Raw genomic sequence first — 14378 nt, 5'->3', positions numbered from 1 at the left:
AAGAACCGCTACTATAGTTGCTTGAAACGATGCAAAAAACCCCATAATAGTGCATAGTTAGTTGCAAAAATCGATCGAATCGTCGATCAAATGCATTGGGGAAGCCATGGATAGATTGATCGCAATGCAAGTGTTTGTCGAGGTCGCCGATCAAGGCAGCCTGACCGCCGCCGCCGACAAACTGGACATGTCGCGCGCCATGGTGTCGCGCTATCTGGCGGAACTGGAAGAATGGATCGGCGCGCGGCTGCTACATCGCACCACGCGCAAGCTCAGCTTGACCTCGGCCGGCAGCGACACCTTGCCGCGTTGCCGCCAGATGCTGGAGATGGCCGGCGATATCCAGTCCTCGGCAGCAGCCCCCGAGAATGCGCCGCACGGAACATTGCGCCTTACTTGCAGCATGTCGCTTGGACAAACCTGCCTGGCGCCGTTGCTGACAAAATTCCTGAAGCGCTACCCGGGCACTGCCGTGGACATGCTGATGGTGGACCGTACCGTCAACCTGGTCGAAGAAAGGATCGACCTGGCGATCCGCATCACCAATGCGCTGGACCCCAACCTGATCGCGCGCAAGCTGGCAGTGTGTCGTTCGGTGGTAGTGGCCGCACCCGTCTACCTTGAGGAACATGGCACGCCGAAAACCGCGGAAGACCTGGCCTTGCATAACTGCCTGACCTATTCCTACTTCGGTAAAAGCCTGTGGGAATTCGAGAAGGACGGTGCACCGGTAGCGGTGCCGGTGGGCGGCAACATGAGCGCCAATGAATCGTCGGTATTGCTTGAAGCTGCAGTCTGCGGAGCGGGGATTGCGTTGCAACCGGTGCACGCCGCCTCAGGATTGCTGCATAGTGGTAAACTACGCGCGCTGCTCAGTGAATATCGTCCGCGCGAAATGTGTATTTATGGCGTCTACGCTTCGCGCCGCCAAATGCCCGCCATCCTGCGCGCCATGCTTGATTTTCTGGTCGAAGAATTCAGCACAAGCCCTGACTGGGAAACACCGGTCAAATAATTTCTTCAGGCAATTTTGCCCAACAACCTCGTTCGCTGACACTTCGCGTGTTGCACCGTCGCCGTTCCATCGGCATTTAGCAAGCCAGCCGCCGCGGCTTTGCGCAATACGTTCTCGCTTGCCTCACAGATGTACGCCGTTTTTATCCGCTTAACAAAAAATGCAAAAAATTTCTACGCTTACCCGCAATACCCTGATGTTCCCGCTGGCGTTGGTGCTGTTTGAGTTTTCGGTCTACATCGCCAACGACATGATCCAGCCGGGCATGCTGACCGTGACCCGGGAGTTTGGCGCCAGCGCCGCCTGGATGGCGTCCGCCATGACCGCCTTCCTGGCCGGCGGCGCAATATTCCAATGGCTGTTCGGACCGCTGTCGGACCGCATCGGCCGCCGCCCGGTGATGTTGGGCGGCACTGTCTTTTTTATCCTGGCTTGCCTGGCGACGCTATTCTCCCGCAGCATAGAAAGCTTCATCGTCCTGCGCGTGCTGCAAGGCGTGGGCTTGTGCTTTATCTCGTCGGTCGGCTACGCCGTGGTGCAAGAAGCATTTGAAGAAAAAGCGGCGATCCGGGTGACGGCGCTGATGGCCAACGTCGCCTTGATCGCGCCGCTGATCGGACCGGTTGCGGGCGCCTTCATGATTGAAGTACTGCCTTGGCGCATGGTGTTTGTGTTTATCGCTGCGATCGCTACCATTTCCCTGATCGGCCTTGCCCGCCACATGCCGGAAACCGTCAAGGAGCGCAAAGAGAAATTGCCACTGGTGCAGATCTGGCACGATTACCGCGCAGTGGTAGGTAACCGCCACTTCCTCAAAGCCAGCATGTGCATGCCTTTGCTGGCGATTCCACTGATCGGCTGGATCGCCATGTCGCCGGAGATTCTGGTCGCCGACGGCCATCTGAGCGTGGTTGAATACGGTTATTGGCAAATCCCGGTGTTCGGCTGCCTGATCGCCGGTAATCTGGTGCTGGCACGGCAAGTGGATCGCTGGCGTCTGGGCAGCTCGATCAAGCTGGCCTTGTATCCGATCGCTGCCGGGATTGCGATCATGTTGCTGGGCGCGGCTTTCCTCGACAAACCATATTTCCTGGTAGCAGCAATCAGCGTCATTGCGTTTGGCGAAGGCTTGTCAGCAGCGGTCATGATCCGTTTCACGCTGACTGAAAGCAACGTCTCCAAGGCGACGGTAGCGGCGACTATGGGCATGATCAACATGACCTTGTACGGTGTCGGCATCGAGCTATACAAGGTGTTTTACTTGCACGCCGGAATGATGGGATTTGCGCTGTTCTCGACAGCTGTGATCGCACTTTATTGGTATCTGTCGCGCAGCGTTGTAGCGCGCGCCATGCAAGCCCGGGTGACCGGCCATGCCGATCAGGATGCTACCTTGATCTGAAACCGGTACTGCGCCGGCGCCGGTGGCGGCGTCAGCGCATCTGCAAAAAACCTACAGGACTTCCGCAAAATCGTCCAGGCAAGATGCATCGACGAAAACAGTACGAATGTACGGCTAGAATGTACAGCTAGGAAATGCAACGCAGTCAGGGCGGTTTTGCGTAAGTCCTGCCCTAGACTTATTCGCTGCTTATTCGCTGCGCTTCTGGCCGATAATGCTCATGAATTCACGCCGCGTCGACGGATCATCGCGGAACGCGCCCAGCATGCGGCTGGTGACCAGGCTGGTGCCAGGCTTATGGATCCCACGCGTGGTCATGCAGCCATGTGAAGCTTCAATCACGACAGCAACCCCCTTAGGCAGCAATACCTGCTGCAACGTATCGGCGATCTGCACCGTCATTTTTTCCTGGATCTGCAAGCGCTTGGCATAGATATCGACCAGGCGCGCCAGTTTCGAAATACCCACCACACGCCGGTCCGGCAGATACGCCACATGCGCCTTGCCGATAATCGGCGCCATGTGATGTTCGCAATGACTTTCGAAACGGATATTGGTCAGCACCACCATCTCGTCATAGCCTTCTACTTCGGAAAACGTGGTGGAAAGAATTTCCACCGGATCCTTGCTGTAGCCGGCAAAAAACTCTTCGTAGGCGCGTGCTACGCGTGCCGGCGTATCCAGCAAGCCTTCGCGGTCAGGATCGTCGCCGGCCCAGCGCAGCAAGGTACGAATCGCCGACTCTGCTTCAGCTCTGCTAGGACGTTCGGACAAGGCTGGCAACGCCGCCGCTGATGATGAATCTGTTGAGGCCATCTGAGTACCTTTTTTAATAATAAATATTCACTTCCAGCTTTCTTCACCCAGGGGCGAATAAAACCGGTTAATGGGTTAATGGGTTAATGGCGACAGTTTAATTCAGCTCTTGCAATGCTGCATTGCATTCGTCAAACCAATGCTTTTCAGCATCATTGCAAGACAACCGATATTGCGCAGCGCAACATCGAAAGTTGCGCAGGTAATAGCCAGTTATTACCTGCGCAAAGCACGCTGTTCCATACTCTTCTCTCAGTAACGGCTCCCGGTAACGGAACCCGATATCAGCCTCCTCTGTCCTGCAGTAACTTCACTGAAAGATCCATCATGAGCGCAAAGAAAATCCTGATTCTCGCTGGCGACTACGTTGAAGACTATGAATTGATGGTGCCGTTCCAGGCGCTACAAATGGTCGGCCATCAAGTCGACGTGGTATGCCCTGACAAAGCGGCTGGCGCCCAGATCCGCACCGCCATCCATGACTTCGAAGGCGACCAGACCTATAGCGAAAAGCCCGGCCACAACTTCACCTTGAACGCGGCATTCAGCGATGTCGACGTCGGCCATTACGACGGCTTGCTGATCCCCGGAGGCCGCGCGCCGGAATACCTGCGCCTGAATCCGCGCGTCATCGAGATCGTCCAGCAATTCCATGCCGCCGACAAGCCTATTGCAGCAGTGTGCCACGGTCCGCAATTGCTGGCGGCGGCTGGCGTGCTGGAAGGGAAAACCTGTTCCGCCTATCCCGCCTGCGCACCGGAAGTCAGGCTGGCTGGCGGCAAGTACGCGGAAATCGATGTGACAGCTGCGCACCGTGACGGCAACCTGGTGACGGCGCCTGCATGGCCGGCCCATCCCGCATGGCTAGCCTTGTTCCTGACGGCGCTGGGCACGCGTATCGAACTGTAAGTATCGAACCGTCATGCTGCAACTATGATGTAATAGCATGCGGCCGGTAGCCAGCCGGCCGCATTCAACCCGCGAGGTATCCAATGTGCCAGATCTACGCCCAAGCCGACCCCATACTTTATGAGTCGCGCGCCCGTTCGGTGCGCATCATGGGCGTCATCACCACCATCAAGCTGGAAAACCTGTTCTGGCAAACCCTGGCAGAGCTGGCTGCGGATAACGACCTGACTACCAATCAGCTGATCGCCAAGCTGCACGATGAAGTCACCACGCACCTTGGCGAAGCCAGCAACTTTGCATCGTTCCTGCGCGTCACCTGCCTGCGTTACCAGTCGCTGAAAACCCATGCCGGATTCGCAACCAGCGCCGCCACCGCGGCCACCAAAGTCGGCGCTTCGGCGTAGATTTCATCGTCAGCTTGCGGTTGATAATTTCAAGCCGATCAACCCAAGCACAATCAAGCTGACGCTGGCGATGCGCGCCACGCTTGCCACCTCGCCCAGCAACACGATACCGGCGATGAACGATCCTACAGCGCCGATCCCGGTCCATACCGCGTAGGCGGTGCCAAGCGGCAGAGTACGCATGGCAATCGCCAGCAGCCAGATGCTGATAGCCATGCCGACGCAGGTAATGACCGAAGGCCAGGTACGGGTAAAACCTTCCGAGTATTTCAGGCCGACGGCCCAGATGACTTCAGCGATACCGGCAAGAAAGAGAATGATCCAGGCCATGCGACCTCCAGAAAATGGGGTCGTCCCCGGTTGAAATAAAATGGAATCCGGCGCCAGGTCGTCCTGAGGCCGGATGAAATGCGACAATGCCGCCAATTATAATTTTTTTCAGCCATGGCTACAGGCGCCGCCGCCTTTTCAACCAGACCTGGCTGCCTTGATATGACAAAAACCTTTGCCCTCTTCCTCCTGACCGCCATCGCCGAGCTGCTGGGCTGCTATTTGCCGATGCTGTGGCTGAATGGCAAAGGCTCTGTCTGGCTGCTACTGCCGGCGGCAGCCAGTCTGCTGGCCTTCGTCTGGCTGCTGACTTTGCATCCAGCCGCCAGCGGCCGCGTGTATGCCGCCTATGGCGCGGTCTACATCGCCACTGCCATTTTCTGGCTGTGGAGCGTCGATGGCGTCACCCCAAGGTGGAGCGATCTGCTGGGAGCCGGGCTGGCGCTTTCAGGCGCGGCGGTGATCGCCATGGGCGCGCGCGCCTGACGAACTTCACGCCGTTAGTGCACGCCTATCCATCCCAGACCTGCGGCAAACACTACGTACAACAAACCGAACAGCGCCAGGATGCGGCCGCTCAGCATGCCCTTGCGCAGCAAGGCATACAACCCGAACATCGAGAACATCGTTACTGCGGCAGCCCAGATCAGCGCCGGGCTCAGCATCCATGGCGTAAAAATCAGCACCAGCGCAGTAGGAATCGTGGCCTGGATCATCATCGCGCCGCTGATATTGCTCAAAGCCAGTATTTGCTTGCCTTGCCTGACCCAGATCACGGCGTTCAGAATTTCCGGCAACTCGGTAGCGATCGGGCTCAGCAGCAGCGCCGTCAATTGCGGCGAGATACCCAACCAGGGCGAAATTTCACCAAGCTGATGCACGAACAGTTGCGAGCTCAAGAAAATCACCACCAGCGCCACCAATGTTTGCAGCAAGGCCCAGCCCAGCCCCGGCTGCGGATCGTGCGGACGGAATTTCAATGGTTCCAGATCATGGATCTCGGCGTCGGCATCCTCTTCCTTGTGCATTTCTCCCCAGATGTACACGCCATAGGCCAACAAGAAAAACACGCCCAGCCAAGGCTTGATGGCGAACGCCACCAGCCCCAGTCCGACCTTGACCACGAATATTCCGATGAACCAGGCTTGGTCCCGGCTCAATCGCGCGGCGGCGCTGGCCGAGAGCAGGATGTTGCCAAGTTTTTTACTGTTCAGGATGAACATCAGGCCAACCACCGCATAAGCGATAGTCGCCAGCACCAGTGGTCCGCCCAATGCCGCGCCGACGCCGATTTCGCGGTGCGCTGCGTCCCGGCCGAACACTACGGCGACAAAGGTCACCACGCTTTCAGGTAACGCCGTACCAAACGCCGCCAGCACCGTACCGACCGCACTCTGGGCAATACCCAGCCGGCGTCCGACCCATTCAATACTGTTGACGAAATACTCACATGACAGGTAAATGACGATGGCCGAGCCGAGCAGCAGAGCGAAGGCGAGCATCATGGGTACGCCCCTGCCAGGAACATAGGAAAGACGAACGGGAGAGAAGCAGACTTGGCAAAACTGGCTATGGCAGCACGTTGGCGCAACCAGCGGCGGTAAATAAGCATGAGGATATCCTGAGGGCCGGGCACTGACGAATGGAGCAACGCCTTCGCCCGGCCGGGTAAAGGGAAGCACCATAGGTCTTGCCAAACCGTGCGGTCGCGCATGCCATGGCGTAAATGTGGTACAGCGCCAAGTATGTTGACATGCGCTCTTCGAAAGACTCGAAGGCGGCTACTCCCCTAAGGAGGCGCAATTTTATCATTGAAATATTACAGGCGGCAATGATCGCAGTATTGTCCTCACACATTCTCTTGTGCAATAGATCAGATTAACAATCAAGGCGAGATAACAGATATCTGGCGCAAAAGAGATAAAATGGCGGCTTATTTGTAACGGAGCACATTTTTATGAAATGGGCAGTAGTCAGTTTTTTTCTTTTGTCAGTGTTGTACGTTCACTTTCGCGGCAAGGCGCGCCTACCGTTTTTCCGGCAACTGTTCGACCATTCGTCGATCATGGCGCCGCTCAACATCTTCATGTACATGTTCTCGAAGGTGCCGACCAACACGCCTTACCTGCCGACCAGCACTTTCGCCGACCTGAAGATCCTCGAAGACAACTGGGAAACCATCCGCGATGAAGCACAAGGCCTGATCGGCCTGGAAAAAATCCGTGCTGCGGAAAAGAACGACGACGCCGGCTTCAACTCCTTCTTCAAGGCTGGCTGGAAACGGTTTTACCTGAAATGGTATGACGCCAGCCACCCGTCAGCAGAACAGTTCTGCCCGAAGACCGTGGCGCTGCTGCGCCGTACGCCTAGCGTCAAGGCAGCGATGTTTGCTGAACTGGCGCCGGGCGGCACTCTGAACCCGCACCGCGATCCGTTTGCCGGTTCGCTGCGTTATCACCTTGGATTGGTGACGCCTAACGACGATCGCTGCTTTATCGAAGTCAACCAGCAACGCTACAGCTGGCGCGACGGCCAGGGCGTGGTGTTCGATGAAACCTATATCCACTGGGCGCAAAACGGTTGCGACAGTAACCGCATCATCATCTTCTGCGACATCGAGCGGCCTATGCGTTACCGCTGGGCGCAGGCTATCAACCGCTGGCTGGGACGCCACATGATGAGCGCCGCGGCTTCGCCTAACGAAACCGGCGACGAGACCGGCGGCATCAACAAGCTGTTCCGTTTTGTCTGGGCAGCCGGCCAGTACCGGCGTCGCCTGAAGAAATTCAGCAAGCCGCTGTACATGTGTATCAAGTTCGGCTTGATTATCGGTGTCGTACTGGCGATCATTTATCTCTGATCCCCAAAAAAAGGATGCCGACGGCATCCTTTTTAATCTCCCCCTTTTGATCAGCTTCGCGCCGGCAGGATTTTCCCACTGACCACGCCGAAGCCAATCCGGTAGCCATTACCCTGGCACCAGCCGGTCATCCCCACTTCGTCGCCATCCTGGATAAAGCTGCGCTGGCTGCCATCCGCCAGCGTCAATGGATTCTTACCGTTCCAAGTCAATTCCAGCAAACTGCCGAATGCATCCGGCGTGTTGCCGCTGATGGTGCCCGAGCCCATCAGATCGCCAATGCGCGTATTGCAGCCGGATACTGTGTGATGCGCCAGCTGCTGCACCATGGTCCAGTACATCGCCTTGAAGTTGGTGCGGCAAATGGTTTGCGGCTGGGCTTTTTCACCCGGCGTCAAAGTGACTTCCAGGTTGATGTCGTAGCCGTTCTTGCCGCTTTGCTGCAAATACGGCAACGGTTGCGGCTGCTGTTCCGGGCTGGCGACACGGAACGGTTCCAGCGCATCCATCGTCACTACCCACGGCGAAATGGAAGTAGCGAACGACTTGCTGTTGAACGGGCCCAACGGCACGTATTCCCATTGCTGCAAATCGCGCGCACTCCAGTCATTCAGCAAGACCATGCCGAAGATATGCTGTTCCGCATTGGCGATATCGATAGGCTCGCCAAGGGCGTTCGGCTGGCCGATGATGAAACCGGTTTCCAGTTCGAAATCCAGTTTGCGGCATGCGCCAAATACCGGCGCGTCGGCGTCCGGCAGTTTCAGCTGGCCATTCGGCCGCTGCAACGGCGTACCGCTGACCACCACGGAACTGGCGCGGCCGTTATAACCGATCGGGATATGCAGCCAGTTTGGCAGCAGCGCATTGGCCGGATCGCGGAACATCGAACCGACATTGGTCGCATGTTCTTTCGATGAGTAGAAATCGGTATAGCCAGGAATCTCCAGCGGCAGGTGCAGCGTCACCTGGTCTTGCGCAACGAAGACCTTGTCGCGCAATGCCTGGTTGTCGCGCAGCTTCAGATTATCGTGACGCAGCAGTTCGCTAATACTGGCGCGCGTGCTGCGCCAGGTTTGCCGGCCCAGCGCGATGAAAGCGTTGAGCGTCGGCTGGCGAAATACCTCCGGACTCACGATCAGCAGGCCGGACTCGGCCAGCGCGGCCAGGTCCAGCACCTGGTCGCCGATGGCGACGCCAACGCGCAGCGCCGGGTTGGCGGCATTGCTGAACACGCCGAAAGGCAGGTTCTGGATAGGAAAATGCGACTCCGACGGAGTCGGGATAAACGATTTCAGTGCGGGATCATTTGCTTGCATCATGTTTTTCTTCCTTCGTATTCTCTTAAGGTTGTCCGTTGAAATTCTTTTTCAATCCGTGCCAGCATTGCAGATAATCCTTTTGCAGATGCGGCGTCGCCAGGGCATAGCGGGTCGGATGAATCACATAGCGGCTTTCAAACATGAAAGCCATTGTATTGTCGATACGGTGCGGCGCCAGTTCCGCATTCGATGCCTTGTCGAAAGTGGCGGCGTCCGGGCCATGGCCGCTCATGCAATTGTGCAGGCTGCCGCCGCCCGGCGTAAAGCCGTCGGCCTTGGCATCATACGCGCCATGGATCAAACCCATGTATTCGCTCATGACGTTGCGATGGAACCATGGCGGCCGGAAAGTGTGTTCGGCCACCATCCAGCGCGGCGGGAAGATCACGAAATCGACATTGGCCGTGCCAGCGGTATCCGAGGGCGACGTCAGCACCGTAAAGATGGAGGGATCGGGATGATCGAAGCTGACGGTATTGATCGTATTGAAGCGGCTCAGATCGTATTTGTAAGGCGTGTAATTGCCATGCCACGCCACCACGTCCAACGGTGAATGGTCTATGCGCGCCGCCCACAGCCGGCCGCCGAATTTGGCCAGCAGCTGGAAATCGCCTTCGCGTTCTTCATAGGTCGCAACCGGCGCCTGGAAATCGCGCACGTTGGCCAGGCCATTGGCGCCGATCGGCCCCAGTTCCGGCAATTGGAATGCTGCACCATAGTTTTCGCAGATATAGCCGCGCGCTACACCGTCCGGCAGTTCAACGCAGAAACGCACGCCGCGCGGAATCACCAGAATTTCACCGGGACTTGCTTCAAGCACGCCCAGCTCGGTCCGCGCCAGCAGACGTCCCTGCTGTGGCACGATCAGCAGTTCGCCATCGGCATCGTAGAAGAAACGGTCATGCATGGAACGGTTTGCCACATACAAATGGATGGCAATCCCAACCTGAGCCGCAGCATCGCCGTTACCCGCGACAGTGATCAGGCCATCGATAAAATCGGTGGGCTGGTCGTCGGCCGGGATCGGTTGCGGATTCCAGCGTAGCTGGTTGGGTGGCGTGTCGACCTGGTTGAACGGCCCGCTGGCCAGCAAAGGCTGATCGAGTTTTTCAAACGCATGATGCATCGCGCCGGGACGAATCCGATACAGCCAGCTACGCCGGTTGTGCGCGCGCGGCGCCGTGAAAGCGGTGCCGGACAGTTGTTCCGCATACAGGCCGTAAGGTGCTTTCTGCGGTGAATTCTGCGTAGCCGGCAAAGCGCCGGGCAAGGCTTCAGTGGCGAAATCGTTGCAGAATCCAGACTGGTAATGCAAGCCATCATTCGGCGGTGAAATTTTCATCTTTTTATCCTCGCTTGTTTCAAGCTTCGTTCTCAAGATTGATGTTGAAGTTCAATTTACTCAGTAACAGACCCAGTGACAAATGCGGATCTTAATGCACGGCGGCAGCTGCTGCGTCTTTCGGGGTGGAAGCCCCCTGCATCAACATCAGCATCGCCGCCGACACCAGCGCCGGCACCGCCAGCACTAGAAAAATACTGCTGTTGGGCCAGTTCAGGCGAATCAGCTCGCCGCCCAGCACCGGCCCTATAATCGAGCCAATCCGCCCCACCCCGAGACTCCAGCCGATGCCGGTTGAACGCAAGGTGGTCGGATAATAAGTACCCGCCAGCGCATTCACCGCCGGCTGGCCACCAACTATACAAAAACCGGCGACGAAGATGCTGGCGAACAGGAATAACAGCGATATCTCGGGTCTGCCGATCAGCGCTACCGCCACTCCGGCGATGAGAAATACTGGAATCAGCACACGACGGAAACTGGAACGGTCGATCAACTGGCCCATGATCAAGGTGCCCAGCGTGCCGCCGATCTGCAACGTGGTGCCGGCCATGACCGCCATGGCGGTCGACAGGCCGGCGTCCTTGGCGATGGTCGGCAACCAGTTGGACAGGAAATACAGGTTGACCAGGTTCATGAAATTAATGATCCACAACAGGATCGTGACCTTGGCCCGTCCCTCCTGGAACAATTGCATCACCGGTGCACCCTTGCCGGCCTTTTCGTTGACCACATAACGCGTATGCTGGTCGACCACCATTGTCGGATCTATGCGGCGTAGCCATTTACCGACCTGCTCCAGCCGCTTGCCGCGCAATACCAGGAACTGCATCGATTCCGGCAACAGGAAGAACATCAGGACGCCGATCACCAGCGGCACCGCGCCGCCGACATGAAATACCGATTGCCAGCCAAAGCGCGGAATCAGCGCCGCCGACAACAGGCCGCCAAGCACCGCACCCAGCGTAAAGCCGCAGGAAACCAGCATCATCAGGGTCACGCGCTTGCGTAGCGGACTGTATTCGCCGGCCAGCGCCATCGCATTAGGCATGATCGCACCCAGCCCGAGGCCGGTGATGAAACGTAGCGCAATCAACTGGTCCACAGTGCCTGCCAGCGGCGTCAGTAGCATGCAGGCGGCAAAGAACAGCGTGGCGGCGATCAGGACCGGACGGCGGCCGATACGGTCAGCCAGGATGCTGAAGGTCAGCGATCCCAGCAGCATGCCGAACAGGCCGGCGCCGAACACCGGACCCAGGTTGGCCTTGTCTATGCCCCACTCCTGGATGATGGCAGGCGCCACGTAGCCCATGGCCTGGACATCGAAACCGTCGATGATCAGGCAAATGCCGCACAGGATTAGCATGACCACCTGGAAAGCGCTGATGCGGCTGCGGTCGATCAGAGCTGGAATGTCTATCGGATTGTGGCTGATTGCAATGGTCATCTATCTGTGTCTCCTGACAATGATGAATGCCAAGTCTGGACTGGCTTTATGCATTATCATCCTTTTCGATAAACAGAAAAATAGGCGACAATTAAAATCATTTTTTAAATATCCTAAATAATATTAAAAAATCATCATGGATAGACTGGAATCGTTACGGGTATTTTGCCAGGTGGTGGAACTGAACAGCTTCAGCCGTGCAGCTGAGCAGCTGGAAATGTCGAACGCTACCATCACCAACCATATAGCCAGCCTGGAGCGGCATTTCGGCGTGCGGCTGCTGAACCGCACCACCCGCAAGATCTCCCTGACCGACGATGGCCATAGTTGCTACCAGCGTGCCGAGCGCCTGATCGGCGACATGACAGAACTGGAAGATGCGCTGCAAGGCCGGCGCATGACGCCGCAAGGCATCTTGCGGGTCGACGTGCCGACCGCGATCGCCCGGATCTACCTGGCGCCGGCGCTGGCGCGATTTAGTGAACTGTATCCCGAACTGTCGATCAGACTGAACGTCGGCGACCGCATGGTGGATATGGTAGAGGGCCGTGGCGATGTGTGGATCCGCATCGGCGAGTTAAAGGATTCGAGCATGATTGCACGCCGTATCTACCAGACCCGCAACCTGTGCTGCGCGTCTCCGGAATTCCTGGCGCAGCACGGCATGCCGCAAACCCCGCAAGAGCTGCAGGATTTCCGCTGCCTGGCGTTCATCCATCCGAACAGCGGCCAGAACGTGCCTTGGACCTTCAGTAAAGGCAAACAGGAATTCAGTTGGGCGCCGCCCGGAAATATCGCCATCAATCACGCCGAGACCTTGATCCATGCGGCCAATAGCGGCGCCGGCATCGTCCAGCTGTTGACCTTGTCGCTGAATCCGCAGATTCGCGCCAGCCAGCTAGTACCGGTGCTGGCGGACTGGGCTACGCCGGGGCCGCCGGTATCGGTGGTGTATCACCAGAGTCACCAGTTGTCGGCCAAGGTACGGGTATTTGTCGATTTCGTTACAGAGTTGTTCGCCGCAATCGATTAGAGTCGGCTTATCCAGCCGTATCTGTCGTAGACGTTTTGTTTATACGCGCTTTATTTGCGCGCATTTTATTTTTTAGCCGGGAGAAATCATGCATTGGGTATATCTGTTGATCGCCATTGTCGCCGAAGTCATCGCCACCAGCGCCTTGAAAGCCAGCGCCGAATTTACCCGGCTGATTCCATCGGTGGTGGTGGTGGCCGGCTACCTGACCGCCTTCTACTTCCTGTCACTGACCTTGCGCACTTTGCCGGTGGCGATTGTGTATGCGATGTGGTCCGGCATCGGGATTGCGCTGATTGCACTGGTAGGCTGGCTGTTTTTGAAGCAAAGCCTGGATGCGGCGGCCTTGATCGGCATCGGCATGATCGTGTCCGGCGTGCTGGTGCTGAATGTTTTCTCCAAGACCGTAGCGCACTAAATTTCTAGCGCCGGCGAGATTGCACAATCCCGCCGGCGCTTCATCATGACTGCCACAGCGGCGGTTCATCCATCAACGCAATCTGCTCGCGTAATTCCAACACCCGGTCCTGCCAGTAGCGCTGCGTATTGAACCAGGGAAAAGCCACGGCAAACGCCGGATCGTCCCAGCGCCGGGCGATCCACGCTGCATAGTGAATCAAACGCAAAGTGCGCAGCGCCTCGATCAGGTATAGCTCGCGCGTATCGAAATCGCAGAAATCCTCGTAGCCGGCCAACAAGGAACCCATCTGTCGCACCATGTCCCGGCGCTCACCGGACAACAGCATCCACAGATCCTGCACCGCCGGTCCCATACGGCTATCGTCGAAATCGACGAAGTGCGGCCCGGCGTCGGTCCACAAGACATTGCTGCCGTGGCAATCACCATGCAGACGCAATGTGCCAACGCTGCCGGCGCGCTCAAAGCAGCGACGCGCGCCTTCCAGCGCCTGGGTTACAGTGCTCCGGTAAGCCTCCAGCAAATCTTCCGGGATGAAGTTGTTGGCCAGCAGGAAAGCGCTGGGCTCTTCGCCGAAACTGACGATATCCAGCGTCGGCCGATGCGCGTACTTGCGCAAGCCGCCTATCGCATGGATGCGACCCAGGAAACGGCCCAGCCATTCGAGGGTGGCGTCGTCCTCCAGCTCTGGCGCACGGCCGCCATGACGCGGAAACACGGCAAAACGAAAGCCGTCGAATTGATGCAGTGTCTGTCCGTCTTGGGTAGCCCATGCCGCAACCACGGGAATTTCGCGTTCGACCAGTTCCTGCACGAAGCCGTGCTCTTCCAGGATTGCCGCATCGCTCCAGCGCTGTGGCCGGTAAAACTTGGCGACCAGCGGCGGCCCCTCTTCCATGCCGATCTGATAAACCCGGTTTTCATAGCTGTTGAGAGCCAGCAGGCGGCCGTCGCCATGCAAGCCGATGCTGTCGAGCGCGTCCAGCACGGTATCGGGGGTCAAGGTAGAGAATGATGCGGGGGGCGAAATATTCATCCGCCCATTGTAAACGCCAGCGAGTGACTTATCGGGACGATTAC

Annotated in this window: 15 protein-coding genes and 1 riboswitch; of the genes, 8 read left to right on the top strand and 7 right to left on the bottom strand. The window is 57.5% G+C overall.

Features of this window, described 5'->3' with window-relative positions; all coding sequences use genetic code 11:
* The first annotated feature begins 106 nt into the window (after positions 1-106).
* Complete coding sequence (locus LT85_RS06505) at positions 107-1015, top strand: LysR family transcriptional regulator (protein WP_038495253.1); 909 nt, start codon at positions 107-109, stop codon at positions 1013-1015.
* Positions 1016-1175: 160 nt separating this feature from the next.
* Complete coding sequence (locus LT85_RS06500) at positions 1176-2417, top strand: MFS transporter (RefSeq protein WP_038486734.1); 1242 nt, start codon at positions 1176-1178, stop codon at positions 2415-2417.
* 189 nt (positions 2418-2606) lie between these two features.
* On the opposite strand, the gene folE is transcribed toward LT85_RS06500, so the two are convergent.
* The gene (gene folE / locus LT85_RS06495) at positions 2607-3233 is read right to left on the bottom strand and encodes a GTP cyclohydrolase I FolE (RefSeq protein ID WP_052134773.1); all 627 of its coding nucleotides are present in this window, start codon (positions 3231-3233) and stop codon (positions 2607-2609) included.
* 327 nt (positions 3234-3560) lie between these two features.
* Between folE and LT85_RS06490 the strand changes: the two genes are divergently transcribed.
* Positions 3561-4142: a DJ-1/PfpI family protein gene (locus LT85_RS06490; RefSeq protein WP_038486731.1), complete on the top strand. Its 582-nt coding sequence runs from the start codon at positions 3561-3563 to the stop codon at positions 4140-4142.
* An 83-nt stretch (positions 4143-4225) separates the two neighbouring features.
* The gene (locus tag LT85_RS06485) at positions 4226-4546 is read left to right on the top strand and encodes a ribbon-helix-helix domain-containing protein (protein ID WP_038486728.1); all 321 of its coding nucleotides are present in this window, start codon (positions 4226-4228) and stop codon (positions 4544-4546) included.
* Positions 4547-4555: 9 nt separating this feature from the next.
* On the opposite strand, the gene sugE is transcribed toward LT85_RS06485, so the two are convergent.
* Positions 4556-4876 carry a quaternary ammonium compound efflux SMR transporter SugE gene (sugE, locus tag LT85_RS06480; RefSeq protein WP_038486725.1) on the bottom strand — a complete coding sequence of 107 codons (321 nt, stop codon included), beginning with the start codon at positions 4874-4876 and terminating at the stop codon, positions 4556-4558.
* 162 nt (positions 4877-5038) lie between these two features.
* On the opposite strand from sugE, the gene LT85_RS06475 reads away from it, so the two are divergent.
* Complete coding sequence (locus LT85_RS06475; protein ID WP_038486722.1) at positions 5039-5362, top strand: YnfA family protein; 324 nt, start codon at positions 5039-5041, stop codon at positions 5360-5362.
* Positions 5363-5376: 14 nt separating this feature from the next.
* Here the strand turns inward: LT85_RS06475 and LT85_RS06470 are convergent, their stop codons facing one another.
* Entirely contained in the window at positions 5377-6381 is a 1005-nt protein-coding gene (locus LT85_RS06470; protein WP_038486719.1) for a sodium:calcium antiporter, read from the bottom strand.
* Between the two features lie 118 nt (positions 6382-6499).
* Positions 6500-6674, bottom strand: a riboswitch (yybP-ykoY riboswitch).
* Positions 6675-6833: 159 nt separating this feature from the next.
* Between LT85_RS06470 and lpxO the strand changes: the two genes are divergently transcribed.
* Entirely contained in the window at positions 6834-7736 is a 903-nt protein-coding gene (gene lpxO, locus LT85_RS06465) for a lipid A hydroxylase LpxO (protein WP_038486716.1), read from the top strand.
* A gap of 50 nt (positions 7737-7786) precedes the next feature.
* On the opposite strand, the gene fahA is transcribed toward lpxO, so the two are convergent.
* The 3 genes from fahA to LT85_RS06450 form a co-directional block, all read right to left on the bottom strand.
* Positions 7787-9058: a fumarylacetoacetase gene (gene fahA, locus LT85_RS06460; RefSeq protein WP_038486714.1), complete on the bottom strand. Its 1272-nt coding sequence runs from the start codon at positions 9056-9058 to the stop codon at positions 7787-7789.
* 22 nt (positions 9059-9080) lie between these two features.
* Positions 9081-10400, bottom strand: coding sequence for a homogentisate 1,2-dioxygenase (gene hmgA / locus LT85_RS06455; protein WP_038486711.1), 1320 nt, complete (start codon positions 10398-10400; stop codon positions 9081-9083).
* 91 nt (positions 10401-10491) lie between these two features.
* Positions 10492-11841 carry an MFS transporter gene (locus LT85_RS06450; RefSeq protein WP_172657027.1) on the bottom strand — a complete coding sequence of 450 codons (1350 nt, stop codon included), beginning with the start codon at positions 11839-11841 and terminating at the stop codon, positions 10492-10494.
* A 142-nt stretch (positions 11842-11983) separates the two neighbouring features.
* On the opposite strand from LT85_RS06450, the gene LT85_RS06445 reads away from it, so the two are divergent.
* Both LT85_RS06445 and LT85_RS06440 read left to right on the top strand, forming a co-directional pair.
* Positions 11984-12880 carry a LysR family transcriptional regulator gene (locus LT85_RS06445; RefSeq protein WP_038486705.1) on the top strand — a complete coding sequence of 299 codons (897 nt, stop codon included), beginning with the start codon at positions 11984-11986 and terminating at the stop codon, positions 12878-12880.
* A gap of 85 nt (positions 12881-12965) precedes the next feature.
* Complete coding sequence (locus LT85_RS06440; RefSeq protein WP_172657026.1) at positions 12966-13298, top strand: DMT family transporter; 333 nt, start codon at positions 12966-12968, stop codon at positions 13296-13298.
* Positions 13299-13341: 43 nt separating this feature from the next.
* Here the strand turns inward: LT85_RS06440 and LT85_RS06435 are convergent, their stop codons facing one another.
* Positions 13342-14334, bottom strand: a complete 993-nt coding sequence (locus tag LT85_RS06435; RefSeq protein ID WP_038486700.1) for a serine/threonine protein kinase — start codon at positions 14332-14334, stop codon at positions 13342-13344.
* Positions 14335-14378 lie beyond the last annotated feature (44 nt).

The sequence above is a fragment of the Collimonas arenae genome, from assembly GCF_000786695.1.
Taxonomy (GTDB): domain Bacteria; phylum Pseudomonadota; class Gammaproteobacteria; order Burkholderiales; family Burkholderiaceae_D; genus Collimonas; species Collimonas arenae_A.
Note: the sequence above shows the minus strand (reverse complement) of the source record. Positions and strands in the feature narration are given on the sequence as shown.

What these genes read in the sequence shown, in the direction of transcription:
- LT85_RS06505 (WP_038495253.1), top strand. Translation starts at nt 107, where the DNA reads ATGGATAGATTGATCGCAATGCAAGTGTTTGTCGAGGTCGCCGATCAA.
- LT85_RS06500 (WP_038486734.1), top strand. Translation starts at nt 1,176, where the DNA reads ATGCAAAAAATTTCTACGCTTACCCGCAATACCCTGATGTTCCCGCTG.
- folE (WP_052134773.1), bottom strand. Translation starts at nt 3,233, where the DNA reads ATGGCCTCAACAGATTCATCATCAGCGGCGGCGTTGCCAGCCTTGTCC.
- LT85_RS06490 (WP_038486731.1), top strand. Translation starts at nt 3,561, where the DNA reads ATGAGCGCAAAGAAAATCCTGATTCTCGCTGGCGACTACGTTGAAGAC.
- LT85_RS06485 (WP_038486728.1), top strand. Translation starts at nt 4,226, where the DNA reads ATGTGCCAGATCTACGCCCAAGCCGACCCCATACTTTATGAGTCGCGC.
- sugE (WP_038486725.1), bottom strand. Translation starts at nt 4,876, where the DNA reads ATGGCCTGGATCATTCTCTTTCTTGCCGGTATCGCTGAAGTCATCTGG.
- LT85_RS06475 (WP_038486722.1), top strand. Translation starts at nt 5,039, where the DNA reads ATGACAAAAACCTTTGCCCTCTTCCTCCTGACCGCCATCGCCGAGCTG.
- LT85_RS06470 (WP_038486719.1), bottom strand. Translation starts at nt 6,381, where the DNA reads ATGATGCTCGCCTTCGCTCTGCTGCTCGGCTCGGCCATCGTCATTTAC.
- lpxO (WP_038486716.1), top strand. Translation starts at nt 6,834, where the DNA reads ATGAAATGGGCAGTAGTCAGTTTTTTTCTTTTGTCAGTGTTGTACGTT.
- fahA (WP_038486714.1), bottom strand. Translation starts at nt 9,058, where the DNA reads ATGATGCAAGCAAATGATCCCGCACTGAAATCGTTTATCCCGACTCCG.
- hmgA (WP_038486711.1), bottom strand. Translation starts at nt 10,400, where the DNA reads ATGAAAATTTCACCGCCGAATGATGGCTTGCATTACCAGTCTGGATTC.
- LT85_RS06445 (WP_038486705.1), top strand. Translation starts at nt 11,984, where the DNA reads ATGGATAGACTGGAATCGTTACGGGTATTTTGCCAGGTGGTGGAACTG.
- LT85_RS06435 (WP_038486700.1), bottom strand. Translation starts at nt 14,334, where the DNA reads ATGAATATTTCGCCCCCCGCATCATTCTCTACCTTGACCCCCGATACC.